Here is a 17,691-nt window from a genome sequence, read left to right on the forward strand (position 1 = left end):
GGACAAGATGACCCATTTCATGCCCGGCACCCGGCTGGGCGAGGCCCAGAGCCGCAGCCTGCGCGGCGCGCTCTCGCGGTTTGGCACCGGGGTGGCGATTGTCACCACGCACGGGTCTGACGGACCGGTGGGCATGACCGTCAACAGCTTCTCCTCGGTCTCGCTCGATCCGCCTTTGGTGCTCTGGTCGGCGGCGCGGGCCTCGCGGCGCTATCCGCACTTCGCCGGCGCGTCGCATATGGCGATCCACGTGCTGGGCGCCGATCAGCTGGGGCTCTGCCAGGCCTTTGCCGCCTCGGCAGATGCCTTCGACGCGGCCGACTGGCACCTGGGCGAGGATGACCTGCCGGTGCTCAGGGGCTGTCTGGCGCGCTTCGACTGCGCCGCCTATGCGGAATACGACGGCGGCGATCACGGCATTCTGGTGGCCCGGGTGCTGCGCGCCACGATCGGCGAGGGCGCGCCGCTGCTCTGCTACCAGAGCCGCTTTGGCCGGTTCGATCCCGAAAGCTGATGCAAGCCGGCGCGCTGTCCGACAGGCTGGCCACGCTGCTCGGCCCGCGGTTTTCGCAGGCCGGGGCGCCGCGTGTCACGCAGACGGGCCGCCACGATTATCACGGCTGGGTGCTCGACGATCTGAGCTTCGAGTTCGATGGCGAGCCCGCACCGGCCTGGTTCCTGCGCCCCGCCTCCGGCCGGGTGCCGGCGGTGGTCTATGCTCATGCCCATGGCAATACCTACACGCTTGGCCGCGACGAGCTGACCGAGGGGCGCGCCGCGCTGCAGGGCGCTTACGGGCCCGTCCTTGTGGCGGCCGGCCTCGCCGCACTTTGTATCGAGATGCCGGCCTTCGGCGCGCGTCAGAGCCCGGACGAAGCGGCCCGCGCCAAGGCGGCGCTCTGGCAGGGCGAGACGCTCTGGGGGCAGATGCTGGCCGAGCAGCGCGCCGGGGTGGATTTCCTCGCCGCGCATCCGCAGGTCGACGCCACCCGCATCGGCGCGCTGGGGCTGTCGATGGGCTGCACCCTGGCCTGGTGGCTGGCAGCACTCGACCCTCGGATCCGGGCCACCAGCGCGCTGTGCTGTTTTGCCGACATGGCCGAGCTGGTGCGGCTTGGCGCGCATGAACTGCACGGCGATTTCATGACCGTGCCCGGCCTGCTGCCACTGGCGCGCACCGGCCAGATCGCCGGGCTGATCGCGCCACGGGCGCTGCAGATCGCGGTGGGGCTGGGCGATCCGCTGACCCCGCCGCGCGCCTTCGAGATCGCCCGCGCGGATGTCACGGCCGCCTATGCCGGCGCCAGTGAGGCGCTGTCGTTTCATATCGAGCCTGACGACGGCCACCGCGAAACCCCGGCGATGCGCGCCGCGGTTCTGGCCTTCCTGCGCCGGGCGCTCGCCGCATGAGCCGGGGTTTGACAAGCCGGCCGGGGCCGTGTGTGACTGGCGCCGAGCAAGACAGGCGGTGCAGATCATGACCCAATCGAAGACCCTGCAAGTGGCGCTGATCGGCGCCGGCATGGTGGCAAAGACCCATGTGGCGGCGCTGGCCGAGGCCCGGGGCGTCAACCTGCGCGGCATCGCCTCGCGCTCCGGCACCAGCGCGGCGCGGCTGGCCGCGGAGGCCACGGAGCTGACCGGCGCGGCGGTGCGCACCTATGGCTCGGTCGCCGAGATCGCGGCGGATGGTGCGGTGGATATCGCGGTCATCGTCACCCCGCCAGACGCCCGCGCCGATCTGATCCGGCCGCTGGCGGCGGCGGGCAAGCATATCCTGTTGGAGAAACCGGTGGGCCGCACGGCAGCCGAGGCGCGCGAGGTGGTGGCAGTGGCCGAGGCCGCCGGGGTGCAGCTTGGCATCGTGTTCCAGCACCGGATGCGCGCGGCCTCGCAAAAGGCGGCCGAGCTGGTGGCCTCCGGCGCGCTTGGCGGGCTGGGGCTGGTCGAGATCGCCGTGCCGTGGTGGCGCGATCAGGCCTATTACGACGAACCGGGGCGCGGCAGCTATGCCCGCGACGGCGGCGGCGTGCTGATCAACCAGGCGATCCACACCATCGATCTGGCGCTCAGCCTCGCCGGGCCGGTGCGGCGGGTGCGGGCGATGGCGCGCACCTCGCGGTTTCACGCCATGGAGGCCGAGGATTTTGTCGTCGCCGGGCTGGAGTTCGACGGCGGCGCGCTGGGCTCTCTGACCGCCAGCACCGCCTCCTTTCCGGGGCGGCCCGAGACCCTGACCCTGCACTTCGACCGCGCCAGCCTGCATCTCGCCTCCGGCGTGCTGCAGCTCGACTGGCGCGATGGCCGTTCCGAGCGCTTTGGCGAGACCGGCGGCACCGGCGGCACCAGCGATCCGATGGCCTTTACCCATGCCTGGCACCAGGCGGTGATCGAGGATTTCACGCACGCGGTGAGCACGGGCCGCGCGCCGGTCTGCCCCGGTGGCGCGGCGCTGCCCAGTCATGACCTGATCGAGGCGATCACCCGCTCGGCGCAGAGCGGCGCTGCCGAGGAACTAGCGGCATGACCCGGGGTCGCCAAAGGGATTTCTATGCCTTTGGCCGCAAAGGTGGCACACTCATCCAGTCGTCGGACGGAGCCGCAGAGTTCCGCCGCGACCGGAGGCCGGACACGGCACAAGACCGACGACCCAACAGGACAATAGGGAGGATCCTGACCCATGAAAACGACCGTACTCACATCCACCGCACTGGCCGCCGGGCTGGCCGTCAGCGCCGGCGCCGCCGCGGCGCAGGAAATCCGCTTCATGTGCTATTCCGACGGCAATGAATGCGCCGTCTACGACGAGCTTCTGACCCGGTTCGAGGAGCAGAACGAGGGCGTCGACGTGGTGGTCGACGAGGTGCCCTATCAGGCCATCGTCGAGAACCTGCCGGTGCAGCTTGCCGCCGGCACCGGGCCGGACATGGCCAAGATCACCGACACCGGGGGGCTGAACGAATACTACCTCGACCTCGCGCCGCATATCGACACCGCCTATTGGGACGAGGCCTTTGGCGAGACGCTGAACTGGTACCGCGTCGGCGACCGTGACGGTTATTACGGCATGCATAGCCAGCTCACCATCACCGGGCCGTTTGTGAACGCGACGCTCTTTGAACAGGCCGGGGTCGAGATGCCGGGCGAGGGCGCGACCTGGGAGGACTGGGCCGAGGCCACCCGCAAGGTCGTCGAGGCCACCGACGCCGATTTCGCCATGGCGATCGACCGCTCGGGGCACCGGGTGGCGGGGCCTGCGGTGTCCTACGGCGCCAAGCTGGTTCAGGACGGCACCGGCACCTTCGAGGGCTTCGGACCCTTCGCCGAGGCCTTTGTCGGCTGGAACGAGGACGGCACCATGGCGCGTGACGTCTGGGCCAGCCAGGGCGGCTCGACCTATGCCGACGCGGCGCAGGAGTTCATCAACGGCGAGGTGGTGTTCTACTACTCCGGCTCCTGGCAGGTCGGTCGCATGGACGAACAGGTCGGCGATTTCTTCGACTGGAAGGTTGTGGGCTCGCCCTGTGGCCCCGCAGGTCCCTGTTCCGGCATGCCCGGCGGGGCCGGCATCGTTGGGTTCGAGCAGACCGAGCACCCCGAGATCGTCGCAAAGGTGATCGACTTCCTGGCGCAGGAAGAGATCTACGCCGAGGCCGCGGCGCGCACCCGCAACCTGCCGGCGCATCTCGGTGTCGCCAAGGCGGGCGTGGAATTCGAAGGCGCGACGCCTGCGGCGCAGGACGCGCTGACCGCCTTTGCCGCCGACCTGCCCAACGTGGCGCCCGAGGCCTTTGCCTACCAAGGCTACTCCGGCAACCGCGCGATGTATGGCATCACCGTCGAGCGGTTGAGCCAGGCCATCGTCGGCGAGCTGAGCGTCGAGGACGCGCTGGCGCGGATGGGCGACGACCTCGAGTCGGCGATGAGCGAAGCGCAATAGGCGCCTGAACCCCCGCGCCAGACCGCGCGGGGGTTTCATCGTTGACAGGGGGGAGGGGAGACATGCTGCGGATCATCACGCCCGTCATGCGGGTCATCGAGATACCGATGCTGGCGCTGCAGCGCCTTCTGGGGATCAACCGACTGGCCTGGGTCTTTCTGGCGCCGAACCTGATCCTCTTCGGGCTCTTCGCCTTCCTGCCGGTGATCCTCAACATCTTTTATGCGACGACGGGCAGCGACAACGTGTTGCTGTCGGACCGGCCCTACGTCGGGCTGCGCAACTTCGTGACGCTGACCGACTGCGGCAGCTACCTCGACCCCAATACCTGCCGCGAGGACAAGTTCTGGCGCGCGATCTGGAACACCCTGTGGTTCGTCGTCCTGCAGGTCGGCGTCATGGTGGGCTTTGCGCTGCTGACCGCGCTGATCCTGAACCGCGATATCCGCGCGCGGGGGTTCTTCCGCTCGGTGTTCTTCTTCCCGGTGCTCTTGTCGCCGGTGGTGGTGGCGCTGATCTGGAAATGGATCCTGCAGCGCGAGGGCGTGCTCAACGCCTTTCTCGACTGGACCGGGATCGGCGGCGTCAACTGGCTGGTGCAGGCGGACTGGGCCTTTGGCTGGTCGGTCTTCATTTCGGTCTGGGCGCATATGGGGTTCTACACGCTGATCCTGCTGGCCGGCCTTCAGGCGATTCCGCGCGACGTCTATGAGGCGGCGATCATGGACCGCGCCTCGGCCTGGCGGACGTTCCGACGCATCACCTTGCCGTTGCTGGCGCCGACGATGCTGGTGGTGCTGGTGCTGGCGCTGATCAAGGGGGTGCAGACCTTCGACGAGATCTATGCCTTTACCGGCGGTGGGCCGGGGACGGCGACGACCTTCATCATCCAGTACATCTACGAAGAGGGGTTTGCCGGCGCGCCGAGGCTGTTCGGTCTGGCGGCGGCGGCCTCGCTCTTGGTAGCGGGCGTGCTGGTGGTGCTGACGCTGGTGCAGCTCTGGGTGAACCGGAGGAATGTGAATGGGTGATTTAAACCTGGGGTTCAGGCCAGGAGAAGAGCCCCGCGCCTGCCTGGGCGGGCGCATCTGCACTGAGGCTGCCGCCGGGCGTTTGGTCCGTCCATCACGCCGACCTCTGGTCTTGACGCAACGGGGGACGCGCCTGCCGGGGGGCAGGCAGGCGCGGGGCGGCGGTGCCGCCCGGGATGCCGTGGCAATCGGAGACGCGAAACATGTATAGACTCTGGTCCTTCCTCACCGCCACCCGCGGCCGCGACCGGCTGCACTGGACCGACTGGGCCTCCTACGCCTATTTGATCTTCGGCGTGATGCTGATGTTCGGCCCCGTCGTCTGGCTCCTGCTGTCGAGCTTCAAATCCCCCAACGAGCTCGACCGCTTCCCGCCGCGCTTCCTGCCCTACGCGCAGGAAACCCTCGCCATCGAGGGCTTCGACACCCCGCTGCTGGCCTTCACCGTCACCGAGGGCGATCTGGCAGGCGAGACCGTCGGCCAGACCCGCCGCGCCGCCGGCCGGGCCGAGGTGGTGCTGCCGTCGGACCCCGAGACCCGCCACCGCTTGCCCGCCGACACGCTGGCGCCGATCGAAGACGTGGCCTTTGCCACCGAGAATTACACGGCGCTCTTCGAGCGCTTCAACTTCCTGCAATTCTTCTGGAATTCCACCTTCATCACGGTCATGGCAACGGCGCTGATGCTGCTGGTCAACTCGATGGCGGCTTTCGTGCTGTCGAAATACGAGTTCCGCGGCCGTACCGCCGTGCTGCTCTTGGTGATCGGCACGCTGATGATCCCGCAGACCGTGGTGCTGGTGCCGCTGTTCCTGATCGTCACGGAAATGGGCATGTTCAACTCGCTCTGGGGTGTCATCATCCCGGGCGCGGCCACGCCCACCGGCGTCTTCCTGCTGCGGCAATACATGATCACCATCCCCGACGAGATCCTCGATGCGGCCCGGATGGACAAGGCCAGCGAGTGGAAGATCTTCTGGCGGATCATCCTGCCCCTCTCGGCGCCGGCCATCGCGGTGCTGGCGATCCTCGCGATCATGTGGCGCTGGAACGATTTCCTCTGGCCGCTGATCGTGCTGACCCGGACCGAGAACTTCACCCTGCAGCTGGCGCTCAATTCGTTTCAGGGCGAATTGCAGACCGACTGGCCCAGCCTCTTGGCGATGACGGTGCTGACGCTGTTGCCGATCGCCTGCGTCTTCATGTTCCTGCAGAAATACATCGCCACCGGCATCGCCTCGACGGGCGGGAAATAGAAAGGGCGCGTATGGCACGGGTCGAACTGAGAAACGTCAAGAAATCCTACGGCGCGGTCGAGGTGATCAAGGGCATCGACCTCGATATCGCCCATGGCGAGTTCTGCGTCTTCGTCGGGCCCTCGGGCTGCGGCAAGTCCACGCTGTTGCGGATGATCTCGGGGCTCGAGCCGATCTCGGATGGCGATATCCTGATCGGCGAGGAGGTGGTCAACCGCATCCCCGCCGCCGACCGTGGGTTGGCGATGGTGTTCCAGTCCTACGCGCTCTACCCGCATATGTCGGTGCGCCAGAACCTGTCGTTCGGGCTGGAAAACATCAACACGCCTCGTGCCGAGATCACCCGCAAGGTCGACGAGGTGGCGAAGATGCTGCAGATCGACATGCTTCTTGATCGCCGCCCCAAGGACCTTTCCGGCGGCCAGCGCCAGCGGGTGGCCATCGGCCGGGCGGTGGTGCGCGAGCCCAAGGTGTTCCTGTTCGACGAGCCGCTGTCGAACCTTGATGCCGAGCTGCGGGTCGAGATGCGCGGCGAGATCGTGGCCCTGCACCGCCGGCTGCAGAACTCGATGATCTATGTCACCCACGATCAGGTCGAGGCGATGACCATGGCCGACAAGATCGCCGTTTTGCGACTTGGAAAGCTGGAGCAATTCGGCCGGCCGCTCGATCTCTACAACCGGCCTCAGAACCTCTTTGTCGCCGGGTTCATCGGATCGCCAAAGATGAACTTCATTCGCGGAAGGGTCTCCGAGACCGACCGCACGGTGATGACGCTCGAGACCGGCGAGCAGCTGCGCCTGCCCGAAGCGGGCTTTGCCCAGCGGCCGGGCGAGGCGGTGACGCTCGGCATCCGCCCGAACCAGATGCGCGCCGGCGCGGACGGGCCGATCGCGCTCGAGGTGGCGACGATCGAACAGCTTGGCGGCGATTCCTACCTCTACGGCAAGCTGCGCGACGGCACCGCGCTCACCCTGCATCTGGCCGGCCAGACCGCGGTGCGGATCGGCGAGGTCATCGCGATCACGCCCGAGACCGAGGCCGTGCACCTGTTCGACAGCGAGACCGAGCAGAGCCTGCGCCGAGATTGAGACGCAGCCGGGGCAGGTGGGCTGCCCCGGCCGCGAGGATCATCCGGGATCAGACCGCGCCGGTGTATTCGCCGCGCGCCGGATAATCCTTTTCGATGGCGAAATCGACCGCCTTGACCAGTTCCGCGAAATGCGGCCTGACAAAGGGCATGGTCTGCACCGCGCCGTAGTAAAGCGTCTGACCGGGTGAGACCAGAAACAGCCCCGGCTCGGAAAACAGCGCCGGTTCCTCGAGGCCGATCGAGGTCTTGCCCTTCGAGGTCGAGATATAGAGCCCCCATTCGCGCGCCTTGGCCAGCGGCAGGTCATAGGCAAAGCGCAGCGTGTCGGCGCCGATCTTGTCGGCCATCAGCCGGGCGCGATCCTCGCCGTCGGAGCTGACGGCGATGCAGTTGACGCCGCGTTCGGCGAAATCGGCAACGCGTTTCTGAAACTCGGTCAGGTAGTTGGCACAGATCGGGCAGTGCAGACCTCGGTAGAAACAGATCACCGTGCCGCGCTCGGATTGCTCGGCAGAGAGGTCGAAGGTGCCGTGATCCAGGGTCGGCAGGTTGAGGTCGGGGGTCTTCTTGCGGGGAATGAGCATGGGATTTCTCTTGTTGCTTTGCGTCTGATGGGTGTATTCCAGAGGTTACCGCCACAAAAATCCTGAAAATCAGACCGAAACGCCGAAATGTCCCGACACGACCGATTGACCACCCTGATCTCGCGCTTCACCCTCTCGGTGCAGCCCGCCCCGCTCGAGGCGGCGACGCTGGTGGTGCTGGCCGATGCCTCGGGCCAGCCCTGCACGGCGCTGTTTCAGCCGCGCGAGACCGGCTTCGCACTTGGCGACGCCCGCGCGGTGGTCTCGGCGGAGGTGGACTGGGGCGGCATCTCGAATCCGCTGGTCTCGGCCCTGCCGGACCGGATCGAGGTCGACCTGACCCGCGACGCGGAGACCATGGCGCTGGCCCGGCTGATCCAGGCCGAGATGGAGGCGCAGCGCTGCGGCGCCGCCTCGGTGGTCAACCGGCTGGGCGAGGTGCTGGTGGTGCGCATCCTGCGCGGCCAGATCGCCGCCGGCTCGGCCCGGCCCGGCGTGCTGGCCGGGCTGTCCGACCCGCGCCTGAGCCGCGCCATCGTCGCCATTCACGACAAGCCCGGCCACGGCTGGCGCAACGACGATCTGGCCGAGATCGCCGGCCTGTCGCGCAGCCGCTTTGCCGAGATGTTCCTCACGACCGTGGGCGAGCCGCCCGCCGCCTATCTGCGCCGCTGGCGGCTGACCCTCGCGCGGCAGGACGTCGACCGCGGCCACCGGGTTGACGCCATCGCCCGGCGCTATGGCTATGGCTCGGCCGAGGGCTTTACCCGCGCCTTTCGCAAGCAGTTCGGCGCCCTGCCGATCGCGCTGCGGCCGCGGGCTGCGGAATAGCCGCCGGGCGCTGCGCCTGCCATCAGGAAACCGGATAGCGAACATCAGAAAGTTTCAGTTTTTCCGCTGCCCCGCCTGGGTCACAGTAGCGGGGAAGCCAAGGAGACACCTGATGAAACTGTCGTTCTTCACGATGCCGATCCACCCGCTGGGCAAACCCTATGCACAGAGCCTCGCCGAAGATCGCGAAGCCTTTATCCTGGCCGACCAGCTGGGCTATGCCGAGGCCTATTGCGGCGAGCACACCACCGATCAGGCCGAGATCATCACCTCCTGCGTCGCCTTTCTGGCCAGCCTGGCCTATGAGACCAAGACCATCCGTCTCGGCACCGGCACCGTCAACATGCCCAATTCGCACCCGGCGCGGATCGCCGCCGAAGTGGCGATGCTCGACCACATGCTCGAGGGCCGGCTGAACTTCGGCATCTCGCCCGGCGGGCTGATGTCCGACGCCGAGGTCTTCGGCTCGATGGACCGCGACCGCAACGCGATGTTCGTCGAATGCATCAACATGGTGCTCGACATCTGGAAGGGCGAGGCGCCCTACAACCTCAAGGGCGAGTTCTGGGAGATCTCGACCGAACGCACGATGATGCGCGACATCGGCCAGGGCGACATCATGAAGCCCTATCAGGACCCGCACCCTCCGATCGTCGGCACTGCCGTCGCGCCGTTCTCCAAGGGCGTTTCCGCCATGGCCGAACGCGGCTGGCAGCCGATCTCTGGCAACTTCCTGCTGCCGAAATGGGCCGCCACCCATTGGCCGAAATACGTCGAGGGCTGCCAGAAGGCCGGCCTCACCCCGGACTACGCCGACTGGCGCGTCGCCAAGAACATCTGCGTCGCCGATGACATGGAAACCGCCCGCGCCTATGCCCGCGATCCGGGCAGCCCTTACGTCTACTACTACTCCCAGCTGCTCACCAAGATGCGCAAGGGCGGGCGGCTGAACCTCTTCAAGGAGGATCAGAACATGCCCGACGACGAGGTGACGCTGGATTACGTGCTCGATCGGCTGGTGATCCACGGCGATCCGCAATCGGTGGCCGACCAGATCCTCGAACTGCGCGAGGTCACCGGTCCGTTCAAGCATCTGGTCTATGCCGGCCACGACTGGACCGATTACGACCTCGGCCGCAAGGGCATGATCCTGATGGCAGAGAAGGTGATGCCGATCCTGACCGAGGCCACCAAATCCGAACCCGCCGCGACGGCTGCTGCCGCCTGACGGCGTTGCGGGCCGGTCCTCCCGTCCGGTCCGCACCCCCCCTTTCACCGCCCGTGAGGAGACCCGAGATGACCCTGACGATGACCGAGGCCAGACCGGCCGACATCGATCCGAAAGCCTTTCGCCGGGCGCTTGGCAACTTTGCCACCGGGGTGACGATCATTACCGCGCGCGCCCCCGACGGCACGCAGGTCGGGGTCACCGCCTCGAGCTTCAACTCGCTCAGCATGGACCCGCCGCTGATCCTCTGGAGCAGCATGAAGGACGCCAAGAGCTGTGCCATCTTCGAAAGCGCCAGCCATTTCGCGGTCAATATCCTGGCCTCCGACCAGATCGAGATGTCGAACCACTTCGCCCGCCGTCAGGAGGACAAGTTCGCCAGCGTCGACTACCACGAAGGCCTCGGCGGCGCGCCGGTCTTCGACGGCTGCGCCGGGCGTTTCCAATGCGAGACCTACGACAAGCTCGACGGTGGCGATCACTGGATCTTTGTTGGCCGGGTGGTGAAGTTCGACGATTTCGGCCGCGCGCCCCTGTGTTTCCACCAGGGCTCCTACGCCATGGTCTTCAACCATCCCGAGGCCTTCCCCAAGACCGACAAGAGCCCGCAGGCCGACCCGGACCGCGGCCGGATGGGCAAGCATTCGTTCTTCCTGATGCTGCGCGCGGTGCGCGCCTACCAGGAGCGCTACCGGCCCAAGCTCGAGACCCTCGGCCTCAGCGTGATCGAGGCGCGGGTGCTGCTGGTGCTCAAGGATCTGGCCGGGCAGAGCGCCGACGAACTGGTGGTGCATCTGCACGCCCCGGTGACCGAGGCGCATGCGGCGCTGGTCAATCTCGAGGATCGCGGGTTGGTGGCGGTGACCGGTGACACCTATGACCTGACCGAGCCGGGCCACGCCAAGGCGGACCAGTGCTGGAACGTCGCCGAGGCCCATGCCGACGAGGCCTTTGACGGCTTCAGCCGTGACGAGATCGACACCTTTACCAAGGTGCTGCGGCGTCTCATCGACCAATAGGTTTCCGGCTCCCCGTCGCGGGCAGGCTTCGCCCGTGGCCGGAAAGTCACCCGGTCCGAGTTCGTCTCGGGCCGGGTCGATCCGTTTGCGGCTGTCAGGAAATGCGATAAGATGCGGCTCCCGACACACGCAAATCGGATAGCCCCTGATGAAGCTGCAACAGCTGCGCTATTTCGCGGCGGTCTATGAGGTGGGGTCGTTTTCGGCCGCGGCCGAAAAGGTCAACGCCACCCAGTCCGGCCTGTCGATGCATGTCAGCCAGATCGAGAAGCGCTATGACGTCAAGCTGTTCGAGCGCTCCTCGTCCGGCGTCACCCCCACCGAGTTGGGCCGCGCCTTCTATCTCGAGGCGGTCAAGGTGCTGGCCTCGGCGCAGCATGCCGAGGACCGGCTGCAGAGCCTGTCGAAAACCGTGGTCGGTCACATCCATGTCGGGCTGATGCCCACCTTCACCCGCGCGGTGCTGACCGCGGTGCTGCTGCGCATGGGGCAGGAGTTCCCAGAGGTGCGGGTCTCGATCTCGGAGGCCTATTCCGGCGCGCTGGCCGATGAGGTGGCCGAGGGGCGGCTCGATTTCGCGGCGGTGCCGGCATCGTTCGAGCTGAACGAGGCGCTGGTCTCCAGGCCGATGGGTGATGACCGCGAATGTCTGGTTTATGCCCGCGACCGGGTGCTGCCGGTGCGCCACTCCGGCATCCACCTGCGCGAGGTCTCGCCGCTGAAGCTGGTGCTGCCGGGGCCGGGCAACGCGCGGCGCCACCGGATCGAGACCTACCTGGCGGTCAACAACATTGTGGTCTCCGACCAGCTCGAGCTCGACACCATGCACGGCACCCTTGATCTGGTGGCCAAGTCCGACTGGCTGTCGATCCTGCCGGGCATCCTCTGCCTGCCCGATCTCGACGGCAGCCGGCGCCGGGTGGTGCCGCTCGACGATCCGCCGCTCACGGTGACCTACATGATGATCCGCACGAAAAAGCGCCCGCTGTCACTGGCCGCCGAGAGCTTTTTCAACATCCTCCAGGAAGAGCTGAACTCCGCGCTCGAGATCCCCCCCATCAGCCAGCCCTGACCGGGACCGCAACGAACGAAGCAGGAGAGCGACCCTCCTGCTTCATCTTGCCGGTTAAACTCCGGGGTCCGGGGCAGAGCCCCGGGGGGTGCCGCGGCGCGCCTACATGAAGGTATAGGGCAGCCAGGTGCTGAGCTCGGGCCAGACCAGCACCAGCACCGCCACCCCGAGGATCAGGATCCAGAACGGGATCGCGCCGCGGAAGATGTCGCCGAGCGTCACGTCCGGGTCCGGCACCGCCGCCTTGACGGTAAAGACCAGGATGCCGAAGGGCGGTGTCAGCAGCCCGGCCTCGATCACCAGGATGCCGAAGATCGCGAAGGCCAGCGGATCGACGCCCAGGGTGGTGGCCACCGGGGCAAAGATCGGCACCGTCAGCAGGATGATCGAGGTCGAATCGATGAACATCCCGAGCAGCACCCAGACGGTAAAGATGATCCCCAGCACCACCGCCGGGTTCTCGCTGACGGAAAACAGCAGATCGGTGATCACCTGCGTTGCCCCGCCCATGGCCAGAAAGCGCGAATACATCGAGGCGGCGATCAGCAGGATCATGATCGGCGCGGTGGTGCGCCCGGCGCTGTAGATCGCCTCGAGCACGTCGTGGCGGGTCATCCCCTTGGCCAGCCCCAGCAGAAAGGCGCCCATGGTGCCGAAGCCCGCGGCCTCGGTCGGCGTCAGGAATCCGCCCCAGATGCCGCCGATCACCACCCCGATCAGGCCGAGGATCGCCAGCCCGCCCAGCGATTGCCGGCGCAGTTCGGCCGGGTCGGTGTCGGTGAGGCTGGGGGCCGCCTGCATCGGTGCGCACTCCGGATTGCGGATCGCGTACCAGACGCAATAGCCGCAGAAGGCCACCGCGAGGATCAGCCCCGGGATCAGCCCGGCGATGAACAGCGCGCCGATCGACTGTTCGGTCAGCACTGCCCAGACGATCATCAGGATCGACGGCGGGATCAGCATTCCGAGACAGGCGCTGCCGGCGACTGTGCCGAGCGAGAACCGCTTGTCATAGCCCAGCGCCACCATCTCGGGGTAGGCGATGCGCGAAAAGGTGGCGGCGGCGGCAATCGAGACGCCGGTGATCGCGGCAAAGACCGCGTTGCCGGCCACGGTGGCGACCCCGAGACAGCCCGGCAGCCGGCGAAAGGCGCGGTTGCAAAGCGCATAGAGGTCATTGGCCGAGCCGGATCGGCTGACGAAATCGCCCATCAGCACGAAGAGCGGGATGATGATGAAGACATCCTTGCGCAGCGCCTCATAGGCGGTGGTCGACAGGATCGACAGGCCGATGTCGAAACTGCCCATCATCCAGTAGACACCGACGAAACTGACCGTGCCGAGCGCCACCGCAAGGTGCACGCCGAGCAGGATGAAGAGCATGAGCAGGCCGAGAATGCCAAAGATTGTCAGGGTCATGTCAGGTCGGCTCCGGTCAGGGGTTTGGCCGCGGGATCGGCGAGGGGGACGGGATCGGTGTCCGGCCGGGCGGCGGGCAGGGAGCTGTCGCCATTGCGGCCGCGCAGGTCCTCGATCAGCACCGCGACATAGGCGATGGCGGCAAAGGCACAGGTTACAACCAGCAGGAAGCGCACCGGCCAGGTATAGATCCGCATCGCGCCTTCGCCCTCGTATTCGCCAAGGCGCACGGCGGTCAGCGCCGAGGGCAGCGAGGCATAGGCGATGGCAGCAAACAGCGCCGCGCCCAGCAGCCAGGCCATGATCCGCAGGGCTTGCGCGCTGCGCGGCCCGAGACGGTCAAGCAACAGCGTGGTGCGCAGCATCGAACCGGAATAGACCGCCAGCGGCAGCTGCAGGAAGGTCACCGCGATGACCGAGTTCTGCAGGATTTCCTTGGTGCCGGCGATCGGATGCAGAAACAAGGTTCTCCCCAGAACGTCTGCGATGATCAGCAAGGCCAGCAAGAAGACCCACCCAGCCGAGAGCACATGCGCCCATCGCGCAATTGCCAGTTGTTGTCTCATCACTCCTCCTCAGTGCTGATGTGCCGCTTAGCCTAGGGCCGGCGTTAACGTTCCGCAACATTTTTGTTTATCGATTGATAATTTAGTGCCACAAGGGGGTCATCACCGTGATTCAGCCGTGCGCAGATCCTGCGTGACCCTGCGGCCGGAGCACGTCACAGTAACTCAAGGGAGGAGACTTAAGATGAGTTCAGTATCAAAGACATTCGGCCGCGTGCTCGGCGCGGCACTGGGGCTGACGGTCCTGGCCACGACGGCGCAGGCAGACCGGTTCACGTTCCGGATCGGCTCTGGCCACCCCAAGGGGCCGGCGCCCTATGTGACGACGATGTCGGATTTCTTTGTCGCCGAGGTCAAGCGTCGCGCCGCCGAAGAGACCGACCACAGCGTCAACTTCATCGAATCCTACGGTGGCGGCATCGCCGGCGTGTCGGAAACGCTCGAGGCGGTGCAGCAGGGGCTGCTCGATTTCGGCGGCTTCTGCGTCTGTTTCGAGCCGTCCAACCTCTACCTGCACAACTTCCCCTATTTCGAGCCCTTCGGCCCGCAGGCCTCGTCCGACGCGATTGCGGCGGTCCGCGTGGTCTATGACAAGAACCCCTGGCTCTCGGAGGTCTTCGAGGAGGAGTTCGGCCAGCACTTGCTGGGCCTGGGCGCCTGGGACAACTATCACCTCGGCACCAAGGAGGCCTGGTCGAAGGTCTCTGACCTCAAGGGCATCAAGATCGGGGGCGCCGGGCCCAACCTGCCGTGGCTGGAGTATGCCGGCGCGGTGCCGGTGCAATCGAGCCTGCCAGAGGGCTACATGGCGCTGAAGACCGGCGTCTATGACGGCTGGCTGATGACGCCGGCGGGCTACAACGGCTTCAAGTACTACGAGCCGGCGCCCTATTACACCCTGATCGGCTATGGCGCGATGCCGGTGGTGGTGCTGACGATGAACGCCAACAAGATGGCCGGCTTGCCGGAGGACCTGCGCCAGATCATCGAAGAGGTCGGCATGGAGTGGGAGAATCGCAACGGCCAGGCGATGGACGACAGCCAGGCCGCGGGCCTTGCCGCGCTGCGTGAAAACGGTGCCGTAATCACCGAGCTGCCAGAGGAAGTGCGTGCCGAATGGGCGCAGAGCCTGGCCGAATTCCCGCGCAAGAGCGCCAAGGAAGCCGACAGCCGCGGCATGCCCGGCACCAAGGTGATGCAGGACTTCATCGACGCCGCCAAGGCCGCCGGCCACGTCTGGCCGGTGGAGTATGACCTGAAATGAGCGGTGGGCGGCGGCCATCATGTTTCCTGATGGCCGCCGCCGATTTATATAATTTCAATTGTAGGCCGTTCTGCCCGTAGCCTCTGTGGCAGGAGGTCGCAGCAGCCTCCGCCTTGTGGAGGAGGCCGCCATGAAACTCGGATACCTGTCCATCCCGCCCGCCGCCGGGTCTGGCCGCCCCGCCGGCGGATATGCCGCCGACAACCGCGCCCGCCTGGCCGAAGCCCTGGGCTTCTCCGAGTTCTACGCCGCGCGGTGCGACACCGGGTCCGGCCCGCTGGTGCTGGAAGATCAACCGCTGCTCCACATCCTGCCCGACACTCCGGCCCGCCGCCTGCCGCACCTTGTGGTGGTGGGCGACGACAGCCCCCGCAGAACCGGCCCGCTGGCCGCGCCCACCGCCTGTGCCGATGCGGTGCGGGCGGGGTCGGCCCGGGGCCATGCGCCGTTTTCGGTCAGCTGGCTCGACAGCGACATGCTGGCACGGCACTGGGCGGCGCATGTCACCGGCTGCACCCATTCGGGCCGCTGCGCGCGGGCGCAGGACTGGCGCGTCGCCCGCACTGTCATCGTCGATCCCGATGCCGCCCGCGCCGAGGCGCTGGCCAAGGCACCGGGCAGTCCCTGCCGGGACTATTATCGCAAGACCCTGCCCGCCGGCGCCTGCGACACCGCGCTCGAGGCGCTGATTGACGCCTGCGTGCTTTTCGGTTCGCCGGGCGATGTCATGGCGCGGATTGCCGCGCTCACCGAGGTCTCGGCCAGCTTTGGCACGCTCACCCTGATCGATCACGCCTGGCCCGATGCGGCCCGGGCGCGGCGCTCGATGATGCTGTTTGCCGAGGCCATGCTGGACAGCCACCACTCACTCACGCAACGCAAAGTCAGAAAGCTCGAACTCGCATGACCCAGACAAGACTTCATTCCACCGTCTCCGGCCCCGAAGATGCCCCCGTGCTTCTGCTGCTCAACAGCCTTGGCGCGACCCGGGCAATGTGGGACGCGCAACTGCCGCTGCTCGAGCGCTTTTACCGGGTGATCCGCTGCGACACCCGCGGCCATGGCCAGAGCCCGACGCCACCCTCGCCCTACAGCTTTGACGAGATCGTCGCCGATTCGCTGGCGGTGCTCGACAGCCACGGGGTGGAGAAGGCGACCGTGATGGGCCTGTCGCTCGGCGGGATGACCGCGCTCGGCATGGGGCTCACCGCGCCGGAACGGATCGAGCGGCTGGTCTGCTGCGCCGCGCGCTCGGATGCGCCGCAACCCTTCGTGCAGAGCTGGCATGACCGGCTGGCCAAGATGGCGGACGGCGGCATCGAGGCGGTCTGGGCCGGCACCATAGGCTTCTGGCTCTCGGAAGACACCCGCCGCGACCATCCCGGGCGCGAGGCCACCCTGCGCGAAGGGTTCCTGCAGACCACCGAAGAGGGCTATCGCGGCTGCGCCCATGCGCTGATGGGGCTCGACTACCTGCGCCGCTTGGGCGAGATGAAGGTGCCGGTGCTGTTTGTGGCCGGTGAGAATGACGGCGGCGCCACGCCAGACACCATGCGCGCCATGGCCGAGGCCTGCCCGGGATCGGAATTCACCGTGGTGCCCGGCGCGAAACACGTGATCAACGTCGACCGCCCCGAGGATTTCGCCGTGGCGGTCGCAGGGTTCCTCGATCTCGACGACGATCAGTCGGCGGTGGGCCGCAAGCTGGCGTAAGAGGTCATGACGGTGGCGCGATAGGCTTCGCGCCGCCCCAGCCGCTCGTAATATTCCGCCAGCGCGGGCAGGGCGGGGCGCTCGAACTCCATGGTGTAATAGCGATAGAGTGCCGCGCCGACGGGAATGTCGCCCATGCTCAGCCGGTCGCCCGCCACGAAGGGCTGATCCGACAGGCGGCTTTCCAGCACCGCGAACTGGCCGGTCAGCGCGGCGATGGCGGCATCGCGTTTCGCCGGGTCGCGCTGCGACTGCGGCAGGCGCACCAGCTGATAGAACAGCGCGATGAAATCGCTGTAGGCGTTGTTCTGGAACCACTCCATCCACATGTCGGCCCGTCCCCGGTCGGCCGCCGTGGCTCCCGCCAGCGCCCCGTCGCCATAGGCCTGCGCCAGATAGCGCACCACCGCGTTGCTTTCAAAGATCACCAGTTCGCCATCCTGCAGCGTCGGCACCTTTCGCGTCGGGTTCATCGCGAGGTATTCCTCGGTGTCGAGCCCGCCAAAGGCGCCGCCGGCATCGCGCCGCTCATAGTCCAGCCCCAGCTCCTCGAGCATCCAGAGGACCTTTTGCACGTTCACCGATGTTTTCCGTCCCCAGAGGCGCATGGCCGGTCTCCTGTCTGGCTTTTCTTATTTATCGCACGATAAATGTCTGGACTGCAAGCCCGGAATG

18 protein-coding genes are annotated in these 17,691 nt (G+C 66.8%); 14 read left to right on the forward strand and 4 right to left on the reverse strand.

The genetic code is table 11. The features are described from left to right. Nucleotides 1–7 precede the first annotated feature (7 nt). From VOI27_RS08080 to VOI27_RS08110, 7 genes are all read left to right on the forward strand, one after another. The gene (locus tag VOI27_RS08080) at nucleotides 8–514 is read left to right on the forward strand and encodes a flavin reductase family protein (RefSeq protein WP_416374659.1); all 507 of its coding nucleotides are present in this window, start codon (nucleotides 8–10) and stop codon (nucleotides 512–514) included. Beyond that, nucleotides 514–1,410 (forward strand): alpha/beta hydrolase family protein, encoded by an 897-nt coding sequence (locus VOI27_RS08085; protein WP_323764810.1) that lies wholly within the window; start codon nucleotides 514–516, stop codon nucleotides 1,408–1,410. The genes VOI27_RS08080 and VOI27_RS08085 overlap by 1 nt, the downstream gene beginning before the upstream one ends. A 67-nt stretch (nucleotides 1,411–1,477) precedes the next feature. Further along, complete coding sequence (locus VOI27_RS08090) at nucleotides 1,478–2,527, forward strand: Gfo/Idh/MocA family oxidoreductase (protein ID WP_323764811.1); 1,050 nt, start codon at nucleotides 1,478–1,480, stop codon at nucleotides 2,525–2,527. A gap of 153 nt (nucleotides 2,528–2,680) precedes the next feature. Further along, nucleotides 2,681–3,940 (forward strand): ABC transporter substrate-binding protein, encoded by a 1,260-nt coding sequence (locus VOI27_RS08095; protein WP_323764812.1) that lies wholly within the window; start codon nucleotides 2,681–2,683, stop codon nucleotides 3,938–3,940. Between the two features lie 62 nt (nucleotides 3,941–4,002). Continuing rightward, nucleotides 4,003–4,971: a sugar ABC transporter permease gene (locus VOI27_RS08100; RefSeq protein ID WP_323764813.1), complete on the forward strand. Its 969-nt coding sequence runs from the start codon at nucleotides 4,003–4,005 to the stop codon at nucleotides 4,969–4,971. A gap of 203 nt (nucleotides 4,972–5,174) precedes the next feature. Further along, nucleotides 5,175–6,227 carry a carbohydrate ABC transporter permease gene (locus VOI27_RS08105; protein ID WP_323764814.1) on the forward strand — a complete coding sequence of 351 codons (1,053 nt, stop codon included), beginning with the start codon at nucleotides 5,175–5,177 and terminating at the stop codon, nucleotides 6,225–6,227. Nucleotides 6,228–6,238: 11 nt separating this feature from the next. Continuing rightward, the gene (locus VOI27_RS08110; RefSeq protein WP_323764815.1) at nucleotides 6,239–7,318 is read left to right on the forward strand and encodes a sn-glycerol-3-phosphate ABC transporter ATP-binding protein UgpC; all 1,080 of its coding nucleotides are present in this window, start codon (nucleotides 6,239–6,241) and stop codon (nucleotides 7,316–7,318) included. A 49-nt stretch (nucleotides 7,319–7,367) separates the two neighbouring features. Here the strand turns inward: VOI27_RS08110 and VOI27_RS08115 are convergent, their stop codons facing one another. Next, the gene (locus tag VOI27_RS08115) at nucleotides 7,368–7,904 is read right to left on the reverse strand and encodes a peroxiredoxin-like family protein (RefSeq protein ID WP_323764816.1); all 537 of its coding nucleotides are present in this window, start codon (nucleotides 7,902–7,904) and stop codon (nucleotides 7,368–7,370) included. 87 nt (nucleotides 7,905–7,991) lie between these two features. Here VOI27_RS08115 and VOI27_RS08120 point away from each other — a divergent pair, with 87 nt between their 5' ends. The 4 genes from VOI27_RS08120 to VOI27_RS08135 all read left to right on the forward strand — a co-directional run bounded on the left by VOI27_RS08120 (nucleotide 7,992) and on the right by VOI27_RS08135 (nucleotide 12,054). Beyond that, the gene (locus VOI27_RS08120; RefSeq protein WP_323764817.1) at nucleotides 7,992–8,735 is read left to right on the forward strand and encodes an AraC family transcriptional regulator; all 744 of its coding nucleotides are present in this window, start codon (nucleotides 7,992–7,994) and stop codon (nucleotides 8,733–8,735) included. 112 nt (nucleotides 8,736–8,847) lie between these two features. Then, the gene (locus tag VOI27_RS08125) at nucleotides 8,848–9,963 is read left to right on the forward strand and encodes an LLM class flavin-dependent oxidoreductase (protein ID WP_323764818.1); all 1,116 of its coding nucleotides are present in this window, start codon (nucleotides 8,848–8,850) and stop codon (nucleotides 9,961–9,963) included. A gap of 68 nt (nucleotides 9,964–10,031) precedes the next feature. Beyond that, on the forward strand, nucleotides 10,032–10,982 hold the full coding sequence (locus VOI27_RS08130; protein WP_323764819.1) for a p-hydroxyphenylacetate 3-hydroxylase reductase component: 951 nt from the start codon (nucleotides 10,032–10,034) through the stop codon (nucleotides 10,980–10,982). Nucleotides 10,983–11,130: 148 nt separating this feature from the next. After that, entirely contained in the window at nucleotides 11,131–12,054 is a 924-nt protein-coding gene (locus VOI27_RS08135) for a LysR family transcriptional regulator (protein WP_323764820.1), read from the forward strand. A 102-nt stretch (nucleotides 12,055–12,156) separates the two neighbouring features. Here the strand turns inward: VOI27_RS08135 and VOI27_RS08140 are convergent, their stop codons facing one another. Together VOI27_RS08140 and VOI27_RS08145 are read right to left on the reverse strand one after the other, a co-directional pair. Beyond that, nucleotides 12,157–13,473 (reverse strand): TRAP transporter large permease, encoded by a 1,317-nt coding sequence (locus VOI27_RS08140; RefSeq protein WP_323764821.1) that lies wholly within the window; start codon nucleotides 13,471–13,473, stop codon nucleotides 12,157–12,159. Beyond that, nucleotides 13,470–14,039, reverse strand: a complete 570-nt coding sequence (locus tag VOI27_RS08145) for a TRAP transporter small permease (RefSeq protein ID WP_323764822.1) — start codon at nucleotides 14,037–14,039, stop codon at nucleotides 13,470–13,472. Before VOI27_RS08145 ends, VOI27_RS08140 begins: the two co-directional genes overlap by 4 nt. A gap of 184 nt (nucleotides 14,040–14,223) precedes the next feature. On the opposite strand from VOI27_RS08145, the gene VOI27_RS08150 reads away from it, so the two are divergent. The 3 genes from VOI27_RS08150 to VOI27_RS08160 all read left to right on the forward strand — a co-directional run bounded on the left by VOI27_RS08150 (nucleotide 14,224) and on the right by VOI27_RS08160 (nucleotide 17,016). Further along, nucleotides 14,224–15,303: a C4-dicarboxylate TRAP transporter substrate-binding protein gene (locus tag VOI27_RS08150; RefSeq protein WP_323764823.1), complete on the forward strand. Its 1,080-nt coding sequence runs from the start codon at nucleotides 14,224–14,226 to the stop codon at nucleotides 15,301–15,303. A 130-nt stretch (nucleotides 15,304–15,433) separates the two neighbouring features. After that, nucleotides 15,434–16,210, forward strand: coding sequence for a hypothetical protein (locus VOI27_RS08155; protein ID WP_323764824.1), 777 nt, complete (start codon nucleotides 15,434–15,436; stop codon nucleotides 16,208–16,210). Then, on the forward strand, nucleotides 16,207–17,016 hold the full coding sequence (locus tag VOI27_RS08160) for an alpha/beta fold hydrolase (RefSeq protein WP_323764825.1): 810 nt from the start codon (nucleotides 16,207–16,209) through the stop codon (nucleotides 17,014–17,016). The genes VOI27_RS08155 and VOI27_RS08160 overlap by 4 nt, the downstream gene beginning before the upstream one ends. Here the strand turns inward: VOI27_RS08160 and VOI27_RS08165 are convergent. Continuing rightward, nucleotides 16,986–17,624, reverse strand: coding sequence for a glutathione S-transferase family protein (locus VOI27_RS08165; protein ID WP_323764826.1), 639 nt, complete (start codon nucleotides 17,622–17,624; stop codon nucleotides 16,986–16,988). The two genes, VOI27_RS08160 and VOI27_RS08165, sit on opposite strands and share 31 nt — an antisense overlap. Nucleotides 17,625–17,691 lie beyond the last annotated feature (67 nt).

The organism is Marinovum sp., assembly GCF_034669705.1.
In the GTDB taxonomy this organism is placed as follows: Bacteria; Pseudomonadota; Alphaproteobacteria; order Rhodobacterales; family Rhodobacteraceae; genus Marinovum.

Coding starts and splice junctions, on each gene's coding strand:
- VOI27_RS08080 (WP_416374659.1), top strand. CDS start 8: ATGACCCATTTCATGCCCGGCACCCGGCTGGGCGAGGCCCAGAGCCGC.
- VOI27_RS08085 (WP_323764810.1), top strand. CDS start 514: ATGCAAGCCGGCGCGCTGTCCGACAGGCTGGCCACGCTGCTCGGCCCG.
- VOI27_RS08090 (WP_323764811.1), top strand. CDS start 1,478: ATGACCCAATCGAAGACCCTGCAAGTGGCGCTGATCGGCGCCGGCATG.
- VOI27_RS08095 (WP_323764812.1), top strand. CDS start 2,681: ATGAAAACGACCGTACTCACATCCACCGCACTGGCCGCCGGGCTGGCC.
- VOI27_RS08100 (WP_323764813.1), top strand. CDS start 4,003: ATGCTGCGGATCATCACGCCCGTCATGCGGGTCATCGAGATACCGATG.
- VOI27_RS08105 (WP_323764814.1), top strand. CDS start 5,175: ATGTATAGACTCTGGTCCTTCCTCACCGCCACCCGCGGCCGCGACCGG.
- VOI27_RS08110 (WP_323764815.1), top strand. CDS start 6,239: ATGGCACGGGTCGAACTGAGAAACGTCAAGAAATCCTACGGCGCGGTC.
- VOI27_RS08115 (WP_323764816.1), bottom strand. CDS start 7,904: ATGCTCATTCCCCGCAAGAAGACCCCCGACCTCAACCTGCCGACCCTG.
- VOI27_RS08120 (WP_323764817.1), top strand. CDS start 7,992: ATGTCCCGACACGACCGATTGACCACCCTGATCTCGCGCTTCACCCTC.
- VOI27_RS08125 (WP_323764818.1), top strand. CDS start 8,848: ATGAAACTGTCGTTCTTCACGATGCCGATCCACCCGCTGGGCAAACCC.
- VOI27_RS08130 (WP_323764819.1), top strand. CDS start 10,032: ATGACCCTGACGATGACCGAGGCCAGACCGGCCGACATCGATCCGAAA.
- VOI27_RS08135 (WP_323764820.1), top strand. CDS start 11,131: ATGAAGCTGCAACAGCTGCGCTATTTCGCGGCGGTCTATGAGGTGGGG.
- VOI27_RS08140 (WP_323764821.1), bottom strand. CDS start 13,473: ATGACCCTGACAATCTTTGGCATTCTCGGCCTGCTCATGCTCTTCATC.
- VOI27_RS08145 (WP_323764822.1), bottom strand. CDS start 14,039: ATGAGACAACAACTGGCAATTGCGCGATGGGCGCATGTGCTCTCGGCT.
- VOI27_RS08150 (WP_323764823.1), top strand. CDS start 14,224: ATGAGTTCAGTATCAAAGACATTCGGCCGCGTGCTCGGCGCGGCACTG.
- VOI27_RS08155 (WP_323764824.1), top strand. CDS start 15,434: ATGAAACTCGGATACCTGTCCATCCCGCCCGCCGCCGGGTCTGGCCGC.
- VOI27_RS08160 (WP_323764825.1), top strand. CDS start 16,207: ATGACCCAGACAAGACTTCATTCCACCGTCTCCGGCCCCGAAGATGCC.
- VOI27_RS08165 (WP_323764826.1), bottom strand. CDS start 17,624: ATGCGCCTCTGGGGACGGAAAACATCGGTGAACGTGCAAAAGGTCCTC.